This window comes from Burkholderia puraquae (genome assembly GCF_002099195.1).
GTDB lineage: Bacteria > Pseudomonadota > Gammaproteobacteria > Burkholderiales > Burkholderiaceae > Burkholderia > Burkholderia puraquae.
Genome location: NZ_NBYX01000005.1, coordinates 211,452 through 229,174, shown reverse-complemented (window position 1 = coordinate 229,174; position 17,723 = coordinate 211,452). Strand labels below are relative to the sequence as shown.

16 protein-coding genes are annotated in these 17,723 nt (G+C 65.4%); 1 reads left to right on the top strand and 15 read right to left on the bottom strand.

Translation table 11 applies throughout. The features are described 5' to 3' along the window. Positions 1 to 104: 104 nt before the first annotated feature. From B7G54_RS12470 to ppsA, 3 genes are all read right to left on the bottom strand, one after another. Positions 105 to 1,034, bottom strand: a complete 930-nt coding sequence (locus B7G54_RS12470) for an SPFH domain-containing protein (protein ID WP_085039368.1) — start codon at positions 1,032 to 1,034, stop codon at positions 105 to 107. Positions 1,035 to 1,067: 33 nt separating this feature from the next. Beyond that, entirely contained in the window at positions 1,068 to 1,502 is a 435-nt protein-coding gene (locus B7G54_RS12465; RefSeq protein ID WP_085039367.1) for an NfeD family protein, read from the bottom strand. 253 nt (positions 1,503 to 1,755) lie between these two features. Further along, entirely contained in the window at positions 1,756 to 4,155 is a 2,400-nt protein-coding gene (ppsA, locus tag B7G54_RS12455; protein ID WP_085039365.1) for a phosphoenolpyruvate synthase, read from the bottom strand. A gap of 376 nt (positions 4,156 to 4,531) precedes the next feature. Here ppsA and ppsR point away from each other — a divergent pair, with 376 nt between their 5' ends. Next, positions 4,532 to 5,347: a posphoenolpyruvate synthetase regulatory kinase/phosphorylase PpsR gene (ppsR, locus tag B7G54_RS12445; protein WP_031399356.1), complete on the top strand. Its 816-nt coding sequence runs from the start codon at positions 4,532 to 4,534 to the stop codon at positions 5,345 to 5,347. Positions 5,348 to 5,443: 96 nt separating this feature from the next. On the opposite strand, the gene B7G54_RS12440 is transcribed toward ppsR, so the two are convergent. The 12 genes from B7G54_RS12440 to uppS form a co-directional block, all read right to left on the bottom strand. Beyond that, entirely contained in the window at positions 5,444 to 6,226 is a 783-nt protein-coding gene (locus tag B7G54_RS12440) for a TrmH family RNA methyltransferase (RefSeq protein ID WP_085039364.1), read from the bottom strand. Next, positions 6,223 to 6,867 (bottom strand): ribonuclease HII, encoded by a 645-nt coding sequence (gene rnhB, locus B7G54_RS12435; RefSeq protein WP_085039363.1) that lies wholly within the window; start codon positions 6,865 to 6,867, stop codon positions 6,223 to 6,225. Before rnhB ends, B7G54_RS12440 begins: the two co-directional genes overlap by 4 nt. Next, positions 6,864 to 8,033 carry a lipid-A-disaccharide synthase gene (lpxB, locus tag B7G54_RS12430; protein ID WP_085039362.1) on the bottom strand — a complete coding sequence of 390 codons (1,170 nt, stop codon included), beginning with the start codon at positions 8,031 to 8,033 and terminating at the stop codon, positions 6,864 to 6,866. Before lpxB ends, rnhB begins: the two co-directional genes overlap by 4 nt. 3 nt (positions 8,034 to 8,036) lie before the next feature. Next, positions 8,037 to 8,825 (bottom strand): acyl-ACP--UDP-N-acetylglucosamine O-acyltransferase, encoded by a 789-nt coding sequence (gene lpxA / locus B7G54_RS12425; RefSeq protein ID WP_085039361.1) that lies wholly within the window; start codon positions 8,823 to 8,825, stop codon positions 8,037 to 8,039. 58 nt (positions 8,826 to 8,883) lie between these two features. Next, positions 8,884 to 9,351: a 3-hydroxyacyl-ACP dehydratase FabZ gene (fabZ, locus tag B7G54_RS12420; RefSeq protein ID WP_021159112.1), complete on the bottom strand. Its 468-nt coding sequence runs from the start codon at positions 9,349 to 9,351 to the stop codon at positions 8,884 to 8,886. Between the two features lie 129 nt (positions 9,352 to 9,480). Next, entirely contained in the window at positions 9,481 to 10,572 is a 1,092-nt protein-coding gene (gene lpxD, locus B7G54_RS12415) for a UDP-3-O-(3-hydroxymyristoyl)glucosamine N-acyltransferase (protein WP_085039360.1), read from the bottom strand. Between the two features lie 16 nt (positions 10,573 to 10,588). Continuing rightward, positions 10,589 to 11,086 (bottom strand): OmpH/Skp family outer membrane protein, encoded by a 498-nt coding sequence (locus B7G54_RS12410; protein WP_043190836.1) that lies wholly within the window; start codon positions 11,084 to 11,086, stop codon positions 10,589 to 10,591. Between the two features lie 64 nt (positions 11,087 to 11,150). Then, the gene (gene bamA, locus B7G54_RS12405) at positions 11,151 to 13,460 is read right to left on the bottom strand and encodes an outer membrane protein assembly factor BamA (RefSeq protein WP_085039359.1); all 2,310 of its coding nucleotides are present in this window, start codon (positions 13,458 to 13,460) and stop codon (positions 11,151 to 11,153) included. A 61-nt stretch (positions 13,461 to 13,521) separates the two neighbouring features. Then, complete coding sequence (rseP, locus tag B7G54_RS12400; protein ID WP_085039358.1) at positions 13,522 to 14,892, bottom strand: RIP metalloprotease RseP; 1,371 nt, start codon at positions 14,890 to 14,892, stop codon at positions 13,522 to 13,524. 11 nt (positions 14,893 to 14,903) lie between these two features. Next, positions 14,904 to 16,100 carry a 1-deoxy-D-xylulose-5-phosphate reductoisomerase gene (locus B7G54_RS12395; protein WP_085039357.1) on the bottom strand — a complete coding sequence of 399 codons (1,197 nt, stop codon included), beginning with the start codon at positions 16,098 to 16,100 and terminating at the stop codon, positions 14,904 to 14,906. A gap of 15 nt (positions 16,101 to 16,115) precedes the next feature. Next, positions 16,116 to 16,937 carry a phosphatidate cytidylyltransferase gene (locus tag B7G54_RS12390; protein ID WP_085039356.1) on the bottom strand — a complete coding sequence of 274 codons (822 nt, stop codon included), beginning with the start codon at positions 16,935 to 16,937 and terminating at the stop codon, positions 16,116 to 16,118. Beyond that, positions 16,931 to 17,713 carry a polyprenyl diphosphate synthase gene (gene uppS / locus B7G54_RS12385; RefSeq protein ID WP_006478494.1) on the bottom strand — a complete coding sequence of 261 codons (783 nt, stop codon included), beginning with the start codon at positions 17,711 to 17,713 and terminating at the stop codon, positions 16,931 to 16,933. The genes B7G54_RS12390 and uppS overlap by 7 nt, the downstream gene beginning before the upstream one ends. Positions 17,714 to 17,723 lie beyond the last annotated feature (10 nt).

Here is a 17,723-nt window from a genome sequence, read left to right as displayed (position 1 = left end):
CCGGCGGCACCCCGCAAGCTTCACCCGCATCAGCGCGGCAGCGCGACGATTCGCCGCATGCCCGTTCGCCCGCGGCGGCCACCTTCGCACCGGACACGCCCGACTCAACCCTTGGCGGGCGTCGACGCGCTCTTGACGATCGTCAGCGCCGACGAGATCGCGGAGCCGAGATCCGACAGGTTCGACGGCACGATCAGCGTGTTGCCCTGCTTCGCGAGATTCGAGAACGCGCTGACATACTGCTCGGCAACCTTCAGGTTCACCGCGTCCATCCCGCCCTGCGATTGCATCGCGTTCGCGATCTTCTGGATCGCCTGCGCGTTCGCCTCGGCCACCGCCAGAATTGCAGCGGCCTCGCCCTGCGCCTGGTTGATCGCGGCCTGCCGCTCACCTTCGGATTTCTGGATCGCCGCTTCGCGCGCCCCCGACGCGAGGTTGATCTGCTCCTGCTTGCGGCCTTCGGATGCGGCGATCAGCGCGCGCTTTTCACGCTCCGCGGTGATCTGCGCCTGCATCGCGTGCAGGATTTCCTTCGGCGGCGTCAGGTCCTTGATCTCGTAGCGCAATACTTTCACGCCCCAGTTCGCGGCAGCGTCGTCGAGCGCCGACACGATGCTGTGGTTGATGAAGTCGCGCTCCTCGAAGGTTTTGTCGAGCTCGAGCTTGCCGATCACCGAACGCAGCATCGTCTGCGACAGTTGCGTGATCGCGAGCACGAAGTTGCTCGACCCGTACGACGCCTTCATCGGATCCATCACCTGGAAATACAGCACGCCGTCCACCTGCAACTGCGTGTTGTCGCGCGTGATGCAGACCTGGCTCGGCACGTCGAGCGGAATCTCCTTCAGCACATGCCGGTATGCGATGCGATCGACGAACGGCAGCACGATATTGAGACCGGGCGACAGCGTCGCGTGATAGCGCCCGAAGCGCTCGAGCACCCACGCATGCTGCTGCGGCACGATCTTCACCGTCTTCGACACGATCACGATCGCGATGACGAGCAGGACAACCCAGATGATCAGCGAATCCATGAAGTATTCCCTCCTTGTTGTATCGGCGGACGATCAGCCCGCGGGTTTCGCCACGACCACGAGACAATTGCCGCGCACGGCACTCACCTGATATACGCGCGCATCGTCGCGCTCGCCGTTCGCGAGCTCGACGTCCCAGTCGGCGCCGCGATACTGCACGCGCGCGCGGCCGTCACGCCACGCGTCGACCGTGACGGTCGCGCCGATATCGAGATTGACGTCGGGATTGGTCGACGTGTCGCGCTTCTGCTTGCGGCCGAGCCCCGAACGCCGCAACGCGATCATCGCGACGATCGCGACCACCGCCGCCGCGCCGAACTGCACGTGCGGCGCGAAACCGGCCAGTTGCAGCAGCCCGCCCGCGAGAAAGCCGAGCGCGATCATCAGCAGGTAGAACGTGCCCGTCAGCAACTCGGCCACGACCAGCACGCCCACCGCGCCCCACCAGAACAGATGCCCCGACATCATTGTGGTCTCCAGAAAAACATCCCCCGCGCTCACTTGCGCTGCATGGAACCAGAGTACGCGTTGGCGCGCAACTCCGGAGCAACATGCCCGTTGCCTCCGAGGGGGCGGTCGGTACGCTTGGGGCGGCCCGGCGCGTACCGACAAACAAAAACACCCCGGTGCCTACCGGGGTGTTTATAACACGAACCTTGCATTTTGCCTTCAACGGAAGCACAGTGCGACCGTGCTTCCGCCGGAGGTGCGTTACCGACCGTTACTTCCGGTTGGCGAGCGCCTGCCACGTATCGATGATCGTGTCGGGGTTCAGCGAGATCGATTCGATGCCTTCGTCCGTCAGCCATTGCGCGAAGTCCGGGTGATCGGACGGGCCCTGGCCGCAGATGCCGACGTACTTGCCCATCCTGCGGCAGGTATCGATCGCGCGCTTCAGCAGGAACTTGACGGCCGGGTCACGTTCGTCGAAGTCGACAGCCAGCAGTTCCATGCCCGAGTCGCGGTCGAGGCCGAGCGTCAGCTGCGTGAGGTCGTTCGAGCCGATCGAGAAACCGTCGAAGTGCTCCAGGAACTCTTCGGCGAGGATCGCGTTGGTCGGGACTTCGCACATCATCACGAGGCGCAGGCCGTTTTCACCGCGTTTCAGGCCGAACTTCTCGAGCAGGCCGACGACGCGCTCCGCCTGCTTCACGGTACGCACGAACGGCACCATGATCTCGACGTTGGTCAGGCCCATTTCGTCGCGCACGCGCTTCAGTGCACGGCACTCCATCTCGAACGCCTGCGCGAAGTCTTCAGCGATGTAACGCGACGCGCCGCGGAAACCCAGCATCGGGTTTTCCTCGTCCGGCTCGTAACGCGAACCGCCGATCAGCTTCTTGTACTCGTTCGACTTGAAGTCGGACAGACGAACGATCACGGGCTTCGGATAGAACGCCGCCGCGATCGTCGCGACACCTTCCGTCAGCTTGTCGACATAGAACTGACGCGGCGACGCGTGACCGCGCGCGACGCTCTCGACGGCCTTCTTCAGATCCTGGTCGATGTTCGGGTACTCGAGGATCGCCTTCGGGTGCACGCCGATGTTGTTGTTGATGATGAACTCGAGACGCGCGAGACCCACGCCGCCGTTCGGCAGTTGCGAGAAGTCGAACGCGAGCTGCGGGTTGCCGACGTTCATCATGATCTTGACCGGAATTTCCGGCAGTTCGCCGCGCTGCACTTCCGTGACTTCCGTCTCGAGCAGGCCGTCGTAGATCTTGCCTTCGTCGCCTTCCGCGCACGACACGGTAACGAGTGCGCCGTCCTTCAGGATGTCGGTTGCATCGCCGCAGCCGACGACTGCCGGCACGCCGAGTTCACGCGCGATGATCGCCGCGTGGCAGGTCCGGCCGCCACGGTTCGTGACGATCGCGGCTGCACGCTTCATCACCGGCTCCCAGTTCGGGTCGGTCATGTCGGCCACCAGCACGTCGCCCGGCTGCACGCGTTCCATTTCCGACGGATCCTGGATCACGCGCACGGGGCCCGCACCGATCTTCTGGCCGATCGCACGACCCGTCGCGAGCACCTGCGACTGGCCCTTCAGCTTGAAGCGCTGCTCGGCCTTGCCGGTCGCCTGGCTCTTCACGGTTTCCGGGCGTGCCTGCAGGATGAAGATCTTGCCGTCGCGGCCGTCCTTGCCCCACTCGATGTCCATCGGACGCTGGTAGTGCTTCTCGATGATGACCGCGTACTTCGCCAGCTCGATCACGTCTTCGTCGGTGATCGAGTAGCGGTTGCGCTGCTCGTGCGGCACGTCGACCGTCTTCACGCGGCCCGGCTCGCCCGGCTGCGTGAATTCCATCTTGATCAGCTTCGAGCCGATCGAGCGGCGGATGATCGGGTACTTGTCCTGGGCGAGCGTCGTCTTGAACACATAGAACTCGTCCGGGTTCACGGCGCCCTGCACGACGGTTTCACCCAGGCCGTAGCTCGACGTGATGAACACGGCGTCCTTGAAGCCCGATTCGGTGTCGATCGTGAACATCACGCCGGCAGCGCCGACGTCCGAGCGAACCATGCGCTGCACGCCGGCCGACAGCGCGACTTCCGCGTGCGTGAAGCCCTTGTGCACGCGGTACGAGATCGCGCGGTCGTTATACAGCGACGCGAACACGTGCTTCATGCGGTCGAGCACGTCTTCGATGCCGACGACGTTCAGATAGGACTCCTGCTGGCCGGCGAACGATGCGTCGGGCAGGTCTTCCGCGGTAGCGGACGAACGCACGGCGAACGACAGCTCGGCCGGCGAGCCGTTCTTCAGGATGTCGAACTGCGCGCGGATTTCCTGCTCGAGACGTGCCTGCATCGGCGCATCGACGATCCACTTGCGGATTTCGGCACCGGCTTCGGCGAGCGCCTTCACGTCGTCGATGTCGAGCGACTCGAGACGCTTGGCGATGCGATCGGTAAGGTCGTTGTGCTTGAGGAAATCGCGGAACGCGAGCGCGGTCGTGGCGAAACCGGTGGGTACGCGAACGCCTGCTTCGGAAAGCTGGCTGATCATTTCGCCAAGCGACGCATTCTTGCCGCCGACGATCTCCACATCGGTCATCCGCAACTGCTCGAACGGAATTACATACGCCTGGTCCTTTGCGACGTTTGCTGCGTTAGTCATACAAGCCCCTAAGTGTGAAAAAAATGCTCGATTGCGCAAGTGGGCTTGGACGCGGGCGCTTGCAAAAAGGCGCGGCGCGTCTTGCGCAACCTGTTAGATAAACAATCGCAGCGGCGGGAAACCATCCGACCCGATTTGCAAAAATCCCGGCAGAAGGGCGATATTTTCAGACAAATCGCCAAACTTGCCGGGAATTTTGGAATCGAGCGGCAAAGCCTGGGGCGCCTTTCGCGCCCTGCCCCCGCAATTGCTTATCCAACAGGTTGCCGCTATTCTACCGTGCCGGCTGCCGGATGTGGCGCGACCTTGTCACTGCGTCTGGAGGCGAGCCTCCAGCCGCCCGCGCAACCGCCCTTCACGTTCGACGCCCAGATTCATGCTGCCTACCGTATTCATCGTCTCCGACGGCACCGGGATCACTGCCGAAACCTTCGCGCACTCGATCCTCTCCCAGTTCGACCAGAAATTCCGTCTCGTGCGCGTGCCGTTCGTCGACTCGCTCGACAAGGCCTATGCGACCGTCGAGAAGATCAACGAGGCCGCCGTGCACGACGGCCGCCGCGCGATCGTGTTCACGACGCTCGTCGACAGCGAGTCGAACGACATCGTCAAGCGCTCGAACGCACTCGTGCTCGACATGTTCCAGCGCTTCGTCGAACCGCTCGAGCAGGAACTGGAACTCAAGTCGAGCCACGCGATGGGCCGCGGCCACCAGAACGCGGACACCGAGGAATACAAGACCCGGATCGAGGCGATCAACTTCTCGCTCGCGCACGACGACGGCCAGTCGAACCGCAACCTGTCGGAAGCCGACGTGATCCTGGTCGGCGTGTCGCGCAGCGGCAAGACGCCGACGAGCCTGTATCTCGCGATGCAGTACGGCGTGAAGGCAGCCAACTATCCGCTGATTCCGGAAGATTTCGAGCGCGGCAAGCTGCCGTCGGCGCTCGCCGCGCACCGCGAGAAGCTGTTCGGGCTGTCGATCGACCCGCAGCGCCTGTCGGAAATCCGCAACGAGCGCCGGCCGGGCAGCAAGTACGCAGCGCCCGAGAATTGCCGCTACGAGATCAACGAGGCCGAAGCGATGATGCGCCGCGAGGGGATCAAGTGGCTGTCGTCGACGCACAAGTCGATCGAGGAAATCGCGACGACGATCCTGCAGGAAATCCGTCTCGACCGGCAGTCGTACTGAAACCGAGCGCTGGCGGCCGTCTGGCCGCCGCCGGAAACAAAAAGGCCGCGTCGAACGCGGCCTTTTTCGTGGTGCAGCGAATGCGCGTGCGCGGCGTCACGCACGCCGCTGCTGACGCACCTGCTCGAACAGGCAGACCGCTGCCGCGGCCGCAACGTTCAGCGACTCCATCCCGCCCGGCTGCGGAATCGTCACACGATGCGTAGCCACCTCGCGCCAGTACGCGGATACACCCGCCCCCTCGTTGCCGAACACCCATGCCACAGGGCCTGACAGGTCGCAGTCGAAGATCGCCTGCGCGCCGTGCGAATCGGTCAGCGCGACCGGTACGTCGAGGCGTTCTGCGAGTGCGCCGGCTTCGACGTCCTCGTGGATCGACAGCAGGAAGTGCGCGCCCATGCCCGAACGCAGGACCTTCGACGACCACGCGTACGCGGTACCCGGCGCACAGAACACGTGGCGCACGCCCGCGGCCGCCGCGCTGCGCAGGATCGAGCCGACGTTGCCGGCGTCCTGCACACCGTCGAGCACGACCGACGTATGCGTCACCCGCGCCGGCAGCGGCTGCGCCGGCCGGTCGACGAGCAGCAGGAAGCCGACGCCGTTGACGACGTTCGACAACTGCCCGAACAGCGTGTCGGGCAACGTGACGATCCGTTGCGCATCGATGCGCGCGACGATCGCCTGGGCCTCGTCGTGGCCGAGTGCGCCTTCGGTCGCCACGCACAGCTCGGGCGTCGCGCCCGTATCGAGGTACGCGCTTGCGAGATGGAATCCTTCGAGCAGCGCCTGGCCACTGCGCCGCTGATGCGGCGTCGAACCCGCGAGCGCCTTCAGGCGCTTGTACAGCGGGTTGTCGCGGGAAGTAATGCTTTTCATCGAATCAGGTCGAGTGCCGCACGAACCGGTGCGAACGAGCGCCGATGCGCTTCGCATGGGCCATGCTCGCGCAGCGCGGCGAGGTGTTTCGCGGTGCCGTAGCCCGCATGCACGTTGAAGCCGTACACCGGGAAGCGGTCGTGCAGGTCGACGAGCATGCGGTCACGCGTGACCTTCGCGAGGATCGACGCGGCCGAGATGCTCGGCACGAGTGCGTCGCCGCTGACGATCGCCTCCGCACGTACGGTCAACGTCGGGCAGCGGTTGCCGTCGATCTGCGCGAGCGTCGGCAGGACCGACAGGCCCTCGACGGCCCGCTTCATCGCGAGCATCGTCGCGTGCAGGATGTTCAGCGTGTCGATCTCGTCGACGCTCGCCGATGCGACGCAATACGACAGCGAGCGCGCGACGATCAGCTCGTACAGCGCATCGCGCTTCTTCGCGGACAGTGCCTTCGAATCGTCGAGGCCGTCGATCGGCTGAGCAGGATCGAGGATCACCGCGGCGGCCACCACCGGCCCCGCGAGCGGGCCGCGGCCCGCTTCGTCGACGCCGCAGACGATCTCGTCGGGACGGCTGAAGTCGAAACCGCCCTGCACGTCGCTCGACGCGCGGCGGCGTGGTGCACGTACTGCGGTCATGCGCGCCCCTTGCGTTGTTCGAGCACGCGCACGACCGCTTCGGCCGCCTTCGCGGCCGTGTTCTGCCGCAGCGAAAGATGCATTTCGGTAAATACTTCGGTCAGCGTGCGGCGGTTCGCGTCGTCGCGCAGCTGCGTGAGCGTCGCATCGGCGAGCGCCTCGGGCGTCGCGAAATGCTGCAGCAGCTCGGGCACGACGAAACGCCCCGCCAGGATGTTCGGCAAGCCAACGTACGGCAGGTAACCCTGCCGGCGCATGATCTGCCCGGTCAGCCAGGGCACCTTGTACGAGATCACCATCGGCTTCTTCAACAGCGCCGCTTCCAGCGTGACCGTGCCGCTCTTCACGAGAATCGCGTCGGCAGCCGTCATCGCAACTTGCGAGCGGCCGTCGGTGATCGTCAGCGCGAGCTGCGGATGCGCATCGACGAGCGGCTGCAGCAGTGCGCGCAGCGCGGGCGTCGCCGCCGGCATCACGAACCGCACGCCCGGCTCGCGCTGCTGCATCAGCGCCATCGCCGCGAAGAACGTCGGGCCGATCAGCGCGATTTCCGAGCGCCGGCTGCCCGGCAGCACCGCGATCACCGGGCCGTCGGCCGGCAATCCGAGCGCGATGCGCGCGCCGTGCGTGTCGGGTTCGAGCGGAATTTCGTCGGCCAGCGGATGGCCGACGTAGGTCGAGGCAACGCCTGCCTTGTCGAGAATCGCCGGTTCGAACGGGAACAGGCACAGCATGTGGTCGACGGACTTCGCGATCTTCTTGATCCGGCCGCCGCGCCATGCCCAGATCGACGGGCACACGAAGTGGATCGACGGGATGCCCGCGTCGCGCGCGGCCTGCTCGACGTTGAAGTTGAAGTCGGGTGCGTCGATGCCGATGAACGCATCCGGACGCTCGGCGAGCAACTGGCGCTTCAGCTCGCCGCGAATCCGCAGGATCTCGGGAATCTGGCCCAGCGCCTCGACATAGCCGCGCACGGTCAGCTTGTCCATCTGCCAGTGCGAGTCGAAGCCCTGCGCGATCATTCGCTGCCCGCCGATCCCGTAGTACTGGGCCGATTCGGGCAGCCGCTCGCGCAGGCCGCCGAGCAGCGACGCGCCGAGCAGGTCGCCCGACGGTTCGCCGGCCACCATCGCGAGCCGGAGCTGAGTGGTCGGAAGCGGCATCGCTTAGCGGATGATGCCGCGTTGCGACGCGTCGATGAACTCGACGAGCGCCTTCACCGGTGCGTCGCCCTCGCCGCCCGTCGCCGCCAGTTCACGCAACTGCACTTTCGCCTCTTCGAGCGACAGGCCGTTCTTGTACAGCAGGCGGTACGCGCTGCGCAGCGCGGAGATCGCATCGGGCGAAAAACCGCGCCGGCGCAGCCCTTCGACGTTGATGCCGTGCGGCTCGGCCTTGTTGCCTGCCGCGATCACGAACGGCGGAATGTCCTGCACGAGCGCCGATGCGCCGCCCAGCATCGAATGCGCACCGATGCGCACGAACTGGTGGACGCCCGACATCCCGCCGACGATCGCCCAGTCGCCGATCTCGACGTGGCCGGCCATCTGTGCGTTGCTCGACAGGATCACGTGGTTGCCGACGGTGCAGTCATGACCGATGTGCACATAGGCCATGATCCAGTTGTCGTCGCCGAGCGTCGTCACGCCGACGTCCTGCACGGTACCCGTGTGGATCGTCGTGAATTCGCGGATCGTGTTGCGATTGCCGATCACGAGCTTCGTCGGCTCGTCCTTGTACTTCATGTCCTGCGGACGACCGCCGACCGACGCGTAATGGCCGATGCGGTTGTCCTCGCCGAGCGTCGTATGGCCTTCGATCACGCTATGCGAGCCGATCGTCGTACGCGCACCGATCGTGACGTGCGGACCGACGATCGCGTACGGACCGATCTCGACCGATTCGTCGATCTGCGCGCCCGGTTCGACAATCGCGGTGGGATGAATCCTGGTCATGCGCCCTTGCCTCTCGATGTGATGTGTCGCGTTGCGTTGCCTGTCCGTGCCGCGTCGCTCAGGGCGCCACGTCGGTCGTCTTGACCGTGCACATCAGTTCGGCTTCCGCCGCCACCTTGCCGTCCACTTCCGCCACCGCCTTGAACTTCCAGATGCCGCGGATGTAGCGTTCGAACGTCACGTTCAGAATCAGTTGGTCGCCCGGCTCGACCGGACGCTTGAAGCGCGCGCCGTCGATCCCGACGAAGTAGTACAGCGTGTTCTCCGGATCCTTCGGCTGCTCTTCCGAGAAGGTCAGCAGCGCCGCGGCCTGCGCGAGCGCCTCGAGGATCAGCACGCCCGGCATCACCGGCCGCTTCGGGAAATGCCCCTGAAAGAACGGCTCGTTGATCGACACGTTCTTCAGCGCTTTGATTCCCTTGTGCGGTTCGAGTTCGAGCACGCGATCGACGAGCAGAATCGGGTAGCGATGCGGCAGCAGCGTGAGGATCTTGTGGATGTCGAGATTGATTTTTTCAGTGCTCATGATGGTTCGTCTCACGCAGAGGCTGCGCGGTGGTGATGCAAAGGCTGAAGCGGGCCGCCGTGCGGCCCAGTCTGGCAAACCGGGCCGGTTGCGCTGGCCGTGCCCGGTTCGAGGTCTCGCATGATGCGCTCAGGCGTCCGTGCCGCCCTGGGCGGCGAGCGCGGCTTCGAGCGCCTTGATGCGCTCGCGCAGCTTGTCGAGGTTGCGCACGAGCGCGGCGCTCTTGTTCCATTCGCCGTGGTCGACGGCCGGGAACGCGCTGGTATAGATGCCAGCCTTCGGCAGCGACTTCGATACGCCCGACTTCGCGGTGATGATGACATAGTCGCCGAGCGTCACGTGGCCGGCGATCCCGGCCGCGCCACCGATCATGCAGTGGCGGCCGATCGTCGTGCTGCCCGCGATGCCCGCGCTGCCGGCGATCACCGTATACGCGCCGATCCGGCAGTTGTGGCCGATCTGGACCTGGTTGTCGATCTTCACGCACTCCTCGATGACGGTATCCGCCATCGCACCGCGATCGATCGTCGTGTTTGCGCCGATCTCGACGTCCGGGCCGATCGTGACGCCACCGACCTGCGGGATCTTCACCCAGCTACCGGTACGCGCGTCGCCGTCGCCGACGAAATCCGGCGCGAAGCCGAAGCCGTCGGAGCCGATCACGGCGCCCGAATGGACGATCGCGCGCGGGCCAACCTTGCAGCCGTGGTACACCGATGCGTTCGGATAGAAGTGCGAGCCGGCGCCGATCGTCGTGCCGCGGCCGACGAATACGTTCGCGTCGAGCTGCACGCCGTCTTCGATCACCGCGCCGGCTTCGACCGTCACGTGCGGGCCGATCACCGCGCTCGCGGCGACCTGCGCGGCCGGATCGATCGTCGCGCTCGGATGCACGCCCGCGGCACGCGCCGGCGCGGCCAGGTCGATGAACATCTGCGCGACGCGCGCGAAGTACGCGTACGGATTCGGCGTCACAATGAAATTGCGGGGGCCGGCCGGGCCGCTAGCGGCCGCGCCCAGCTTCTCCAGATCCTTCGGCGCAATCAGCACCGCGCCTGCCCGGGTCGTCTCGACCTGCGACAGGTACTTCGGATTCGCGAGGAACGCGAGTTGCTGCGGGCCTGCCTGGTCGAGCGGTGCGAGCCCGCTCACCTTGCACTGTGCGTCGCCGGCGATCTCGCCGCCGAACCGCTTTACGAGTTCCTCAAGCGTCAATGCCATTCGTCGTCTGCTCCGTTCAGTTCGTCGAGCCGGACGCGAGCGCCTTGAGCACCTTGTCGGTGATGTCGATGCGCGGGCTGACGTACACGGCTTCCTGCACGATCAGGTCGTAATTCTGCTGCTCGGCGATCTGCTTGATGACCTTGTTCGCCCGCTCCAGCACGGCGGCGAGTTCCTCGTTGCGACGCTGGTTCAGGTCTTCGCGGAACTCACGCTGCTTGCGCTGGAAGTCGGTATCGAGCTGGGCGAGATCGCGCTGCTTCTGCGCACGATCGGCCGCCGACAGCGACGCGCCGTTCTTGTCCAGCGAATCGGACATCGACTTCAGACGCGCGGCCAGGTCTTGCAGATCCTTGTCACGCTTCGCGAACTCGGCTTCGAGCTTCGTCTGCGCCGCCTTCGCGGGCGCCGACTCGCGCAGGATCCGATCCGAATTGACCGCCGCGATGCGGGCGACGTCCTGTGCGTGCACCGTTGCCGCGCCCAGGGCCAGCGCAACGGTCAGCGCGCACATCACTCGTTTCGAAAACTTACCGGTTAGCAAAATTACCCTCTCGTTGCTGTTGTCATGCGTTCGGTCAGAACGCCGTCCCGATCTGGAACTGGAATTTCTGGTACTGGTCGCCTTCGTGCTTCTGCAGCGGGAAGCCGAGGCTCAGCTTCAGCGGGCCGATCGGCGAGATCCACGCGAGACCCACACCGTAGCCGTAACGCAGGCCGTTGGCGCCCGTACTCGTGCCGCCCGGCGCGTTGCCCCACACGTTGCCGCCGTCGAGGAACGTGAACACGCGCAGCGTGCGGTCGTAGCCCGTGCCCGGCAGCGGGAACGTCAGTTCGATATTGCCGACGACCATCTTCGAACCGCCGATCGGGTCGTTCGTCTTCGTGTCGCGCGGGCCCAGCGAGCTCGGCTCGTAGCCACGCACGGAGCCGATACCGCCCGCGTAGTAGTTCTTGAAGATCGGGTACGGGTTGCCGATACCGTTGCCGTAGCCACCCTGCAGGTTCAGGCCCAGGATGAAGCCGCGCGAGAACGAATAGTAGTACTGGGCCTGCAGGTCGGCCTTGTAGTACTGGATCTTGCCGACCGGCACGCCGTACTCCATGTTCGCCTGCGTGAAGTAGCCGCGGCTCGGAATCAGCGCGCTGTCACGCGCGTCGCGCGACCACGCGACCGTCAGCGGCACCGTGTTGGACACGCGGCCGAACTGGTTCACGTAATCCTGGTAGCTCTGCGGCGTGTTCGAATCGACATCGAGACGGTTCTGCTCGAAGCCGGCGCCGAAGTAGACCGTGTCGACTTCCGAGAACGGAATGCCGAACTTCAGGTTGCCGCCCGCACTGATGATCCGGAAGCTCGAGCTCGTCGAATAGTAGAGCGGCTGGTACGTGCGGTAGTAGACGTCCGTGATCCGCTTGATGCCGTCGACCGTGAAGTACGGGTCGACCTGCGTGACGGTCAGCGTACGGTAGCTTTTCGCGGTGTTGACGTTCACCGACAGGCTGGTACCCGAACCGAACACGTTGTCCTGCGACACGCCCGCCGACAGCACGACCTTGTCCGTCGACGAGAAACCGGCACCCAGCGTGATCGCGCCGGTCGGCTTTTCGTCGACCTTCACGTTCACGTCGACCTGGTCGTTCGTGCCGTCGACCGGCACCGTCGTCACGTCGACGTTGGTGAAGTAGCCGAGACGGTTCACGCGATCCTTCGACAGTGCGAGGCGGTTCGAATCGAACCACGAGCTTTCGAGCTGGCGCATTTCGCGGCGCACCACTTCGTCGCGCGTGCGCGTGTTGCCGACGACGTTGATGCGGCGCACGTACACGCGGCGGCTCGGATCGACGACGAGGTTCAGGTTCACCTTGTGGTTCGCCTGGTCGATGTCCGGCTGCGCGTTGACGGTCGCGAATGCGTAACCGTACTCACCGAGCTTGTCGACGATCGACTTGGTGGTCTGCTGCAGCTTTTCGGCCGAGAAGCGGTCGCCCGCCTTGATCTTGATCAGCTTGTTGAGTTCGGCTTCGCGATCGAGCAGGTTGCCCGACAGCTTGATGCCCGACACCGTGTACGGCTCGCCTTCGTGCAGCGTGACCGTCAGGTACATGTCCTTCTTGTCGGGCGAGATCGACACCTGGGTCGAATCGATGTTGAACTCGAGGTAGCCGCGGTTCAGGTAGTACGAGCGCACCGCCTCGAGGTCGCCCGTGAGCTTTTCCTTCGAGTACAGGTCGTTCTTCGTGTACCAGGAGAACCAGTTCGGCGTCGACAGCTGCATCTCGTCGCGCAGCGTGCTGGTGCTGAATGCCTTGTTGCCGATGAAGTTGATCTGGCGGATCTTCGCGCTCGGGCCTTCGGCCACCGCGAACAGGATCGACACGCGGTTCGCGTCGACCGGCGTGATCGTCGTCTTGACCTCGGCCGCGTAGAAGCCGCGCGTGAGGTACTGGCGCTTGAGCTCCTGCTCCGCCTTGTCGACGAGCGCCTTGTCGTAGTAGCGGCCGTCGGCGAGACCGACTGCGCGCAGTGCCTTCGTCAGGTTGTCCTTGTCGAACTCCTTCGTGCCGGTGAAGTCGATCGACGCGATGGCCGGGCGCTCCTGCACCTGCACGATCACGACGTTGCCCTGCGTGGCGATGCGTACGTCGTTGAAGAAGCCCGTCGCGTACAGCGCGCGGATTGCTTCGGATGCCTTGTCGTCCGTGAAGGTATCGCCCTGCTTGATCGGCAGGTAGGCGAACACCGAACCCGCTTCGACGCGCTGCAGCCCCTCGATCTTGATGTCTTGCACCACGAACGGTGCCGCTGCATGCGCCGCGAGGCCGTGCGCGGCGAGCGCGGCCGCTGCAACTGTCTTAGGTACAAAGCGATGAGGTTTGAACAACATGCATCCCCAATATTTAGCTGCATCAAATCAGGCGGCTACCCAGCGGCGGCCGCCTGACGCTTCAGAAATGGATTAACCGAGCCAGATCGTTGAACAGCGCGATCGCCGACAATGCGACGATGCAGATCAACCCGGCTCTTTGCAGAATCAGCTGCCAGCGCTCCGAGACGGCTTTCCCGGTCGCGGCTTCAACCGCATAATATAACAGATGCCCCCCGTCCAAAACGGGAATCGGCAACAAGTTCAGGACGCCAAGGCTAATGCTGACAAGGGCGAGGAACGACAGGAACGCCGATGGACCGAGCCGCGCACTCTTGCCCGCGTAGTCGGCGATCGTCACGGGGCCGGACAGGTTCTTCAGCGACGCGTTGCCCGTGATCATGCGCCCGAACATCCGCAGCGAATACACGGAGATGTCCCACGTGCGGTGCGCGCCGAGCCGCAAGCTGTCGATCGGCCCGTAACGCACGTCGACGGACGGCGCATGCATCGACAGCGCCGCGCCGATGCGGCCGACCTGCTGGCCCGATTCGTCGTCGCGCTGCATCTGCGGCACGATCGACACCGTCTGCGCGGCGCCGTCGCGCTCGATCTGCAGGTCGAGCGGCTTGCCCGCATGGTGTTTCACGAAATCGATGAAGCGCGACGCGCCGCCGATCGGCTTGCCGTCGAGCGCGGCCAGCTTGTCGCCGGCCTTCAGGCCCGCCTGTTCCGCCGCGCTGCCCGGCTGCACCGACGCGACCGACAGCGTGCCGCCGCCGGTCTCGAAGCCCAGGTGGGCCATGAAATCGTCGTCGAGCTGACTTTCGGGAACATTGCGGAGGTCGACGCGGAAGTCGAACGTCGTGTTGCCGTCGCGCGCGCCGAGCACGATCTCGCGGTGATCGAACGCAGCCGCCAGCAGCTTCCAGCGCAGGTCCGACCACGACCGCACCGGCTCGGACTCGCCGCCCTGCGCGTTGCGGATCGACACGATCGTCTCGCTGCCGTCGAAGCCCGCGCGCGCCGCCACCGTGCCGGCGGCCGGCGGCGCGACGATCGCAGCCGGCTCGGTTACGCCGGTGGCAAATACGATCGAAAACAGCGCAATTGCCAACAGGAAGTTCGCAATCGGCCCGGCCGCAACGATCGCGATGCGCTTGTAGACCGACTGCCGGTTGAACGCCTGGCCGAGTTCCTCGGGCGGGATGCCGGAGCCGGGATCGCGCTCGTCGAGCATCTTCACGTAGCCGCCGAGCGGCAGCGCGGACAGCGTCCACTCGGTGCCCGTCCTGCGGCTGACCCAGCGCGCGACGGGCTGGCCGAAGCCGATCGAGAAACGCAGCACCTTCACGCCGCACCAGCGCGCGACGCGATAATGTCCGTACTCATGCACGACGACCAGCACCCCGATCGCCACCGCAAACGCGATCAGTTCGACCAGCACGTTCATGAGCACCCCATTCAGACAGTGCGCTCCACGCGTGGCGCAGGCGCTTTTGCAATGATCTCGGCGGCGAGGCGGCGTGCCTCGGCATCCGCCGCCAGGACATCCTCGAGCCCGTCGGGCGTACGATTCGGCAGTGTGTTGAGCACGGCGTCGACCGTCGCCGCAATCGCCATGAAGCCGATGCGGCGCTCGAGAAACGCTTCGACCGCCACTTCGTTCGCCGCGTTCAATGCGGCGCTCGCGATGCCGCCTTCCTCGAGCGCCTTCAGCGCGAGTGCGAGGCACGGAAAGCGCGCGTAATCGGGCTTCTCGAACGACAGCTGGGCGATCTGCGCGAGGTCGAGCTGATCGACGCCCGCATCGACACGCTCGGGGAATGCAAGCGCGTGCGCGATCGGCGTGCGCATGTCGGGGTTGCCGAGCTGTGCGAGCACCGAGCCATCGCGATACGACACGAGCGAATGGATCACGCTCTGCGGATGGATCAGCACGTCGATCCGTTCGCCCGGCAGCCCGAAGATCCAGTGCGCCTCGATCACCTCGAGGCCCTTGTTCATCATCGTCGCGGAATCGACCGATATCTTGCGGCCCATCACCCAGTTCGGGTGCTTGCACGCCTCGTCCGGCGTCACGTCGACGAGCGTGGCCGGTTCGCGCGTGCGGAACGGGCCGCCCGACGCGGTCAGGATGATCTTCGAGATCCCGCCGTGCTCGGCCGCGTCGCGCGGCATGCACTGGAAGATCGCGTTGTGTTCGCTGTCGACCGGCAGCAGGATCGCGCCATGGTCGCGCACGGCGTCCATGAAGATCGCGCCCGACATCACCAGCGCTTCCTTGTTCGCGAGCAGGATGCGCTTGCCGGCGCGTGCCGCCGCGAGGCTCGGCGCCATGCCGGCCGCACCGACGATCGCCGCGACCACCGTGTCGCAGCCATCGCTCTTCGACACGTCGACGAGCGCCTGCGGCCCGTGCAGGACGGTCGTCTTGCTGCCCGCCGCGCGCAGTTTCGCGTCGACGTGCGCGGCCGTCGCGGCATCGCCGACCACCGCCACTTCGGGCGCGAAGCGCAGGCATTGCTCGACCAGCTTGTCGCCGTTGCGGTGTGCGGTCAGCGCATAGACCGAGAAGCGCTCGGGATGGCGCGCGACCACGTCGAGCGTGCTGTCTCCGATCGAGCCCGTGGAACCGAGCAATGTCAGACGTTTTTGCATAACAGAAATAATGGTTTAACCAAGCAGCAGCATCGCAAGCGGCAGCACCGGCAGCAGCGCGTCGACACGGTCGAGCACGCCGCCATGGCCAGGCAGCAGTCCGCTCGAATCCTTCACGCCCGCCTGTCGCTTCAGCAACGACTCGAACAGGTCGCCGATCACGCTGTATACGACCAGCAGCGTCAGTGCGGCCCACGCGCCGGGCATCCCGTAGCGCACGGCAAATGCGGAAAACAGGGTCGGCTCGAACACATGCGCGGCCATCGCGGCGCCGGCGACGACCATCACGGCGAGCCAGCCACCGATCGCGCCTTCCCAGCTCTTGCCGGGACTGATCGTGATGGCCAGTTTACGCTTTCCGAAGGCCTTGCCCGCGAAGTATGCGCCGATATCGGCGAGCCAGACGACCAGAAGCAGCGACAGCACGAACGGCACGCCCTGCGCACGCGCCGCGACGAGCGCATGCCAGCAGGCCGCAAAGACCACGAGGCCGGCTGCCAACAGGAACGGCCGCCATACGCCGCCCGCAAGCTCGGGCTTGCGCCGCAGCGCGAACGGGCCGACCAGCAGCCAGAACACGCCGGCTGCCATAAAAAGGGGACGGGACGAAGCCGCATCGACGCCGAGCGGTGCCGTTGCCGCGAGCGCAAGCGCCGCGACGACTGCATAGACGACCGGGCCGGCGCCGCCGAGCCTGAGCAGGCGCGCCCATTCCCACGCGGCAAACACGAGCACGACGCCGATCAGCGCGCCGAACGCGGTGAGCGGCGCGAACAGCGTCACCGGCAGCAGCACCGCCAGCATCACGATCGCCGTGATCACACGGGTTTTCAGCATGAAAGAGAGTCGGCGTTCTGCGATTGCGGTTCGAGCTGTGCGCTCGTGCGACCGAAACGGCGCTCGCGCTCCGTATACGACGCCATTGCGTCGGCCAGTGCCGCGCCGTCGAAATCCGGCCAGTATTTGTCGGTGAAATAGAATTCGGCGTACGCGAGTTGCCACAGCAGGAAGTTGCTGACGCGCTGCTCGCCACCGGTACGGATGAAGAGATCGGGCTCCGGCGCATAGGCCATCGCCAGGTGCGGCGCGAACGCGTCCTCGGTCACTTCGACCTCGCGACCCTCGCGCACGGCCTGCTCGACGAGCTTCTTCGTCGCCTGCAGGATGTCCCACCGGCCGCCGTAGTTGGCCGCGATGGTGAGCGTAAGACGGGTATTGCGCGCCGTCTTGGTTTCGGCGCGGCGAATCAGTTCGCGGATGCGCGGCTCGAAACGGTCGAGATCGCCGACGACACGCAGGCGGATCCCGTTCGCATGGAGCTTGCCGACCTCGCGCTCGAGCGCGGTGATGAAGAGTCGCATCAGGAACGACACTTCGTCGTTCGGCCGGCGCCAGTTCTCCGAACTGAACGCAAACAGCGTCAGGTATTCGACGCCGGCGCGCGCGCAGCCTTCGACCACCGCCCGCACGGCATCGACGCCGCGGGTATGCCCCGCGACGCGCGGCAAGCGGCGTTCGGTCGCCCAACGGCCGTTGCCGTCCATGATGATCGCGATGTGACGCGGCACGACACCGACGTCAGGCACGCGAACGGTAGAGCTGGTATAGGTCATGGCCGTTGAG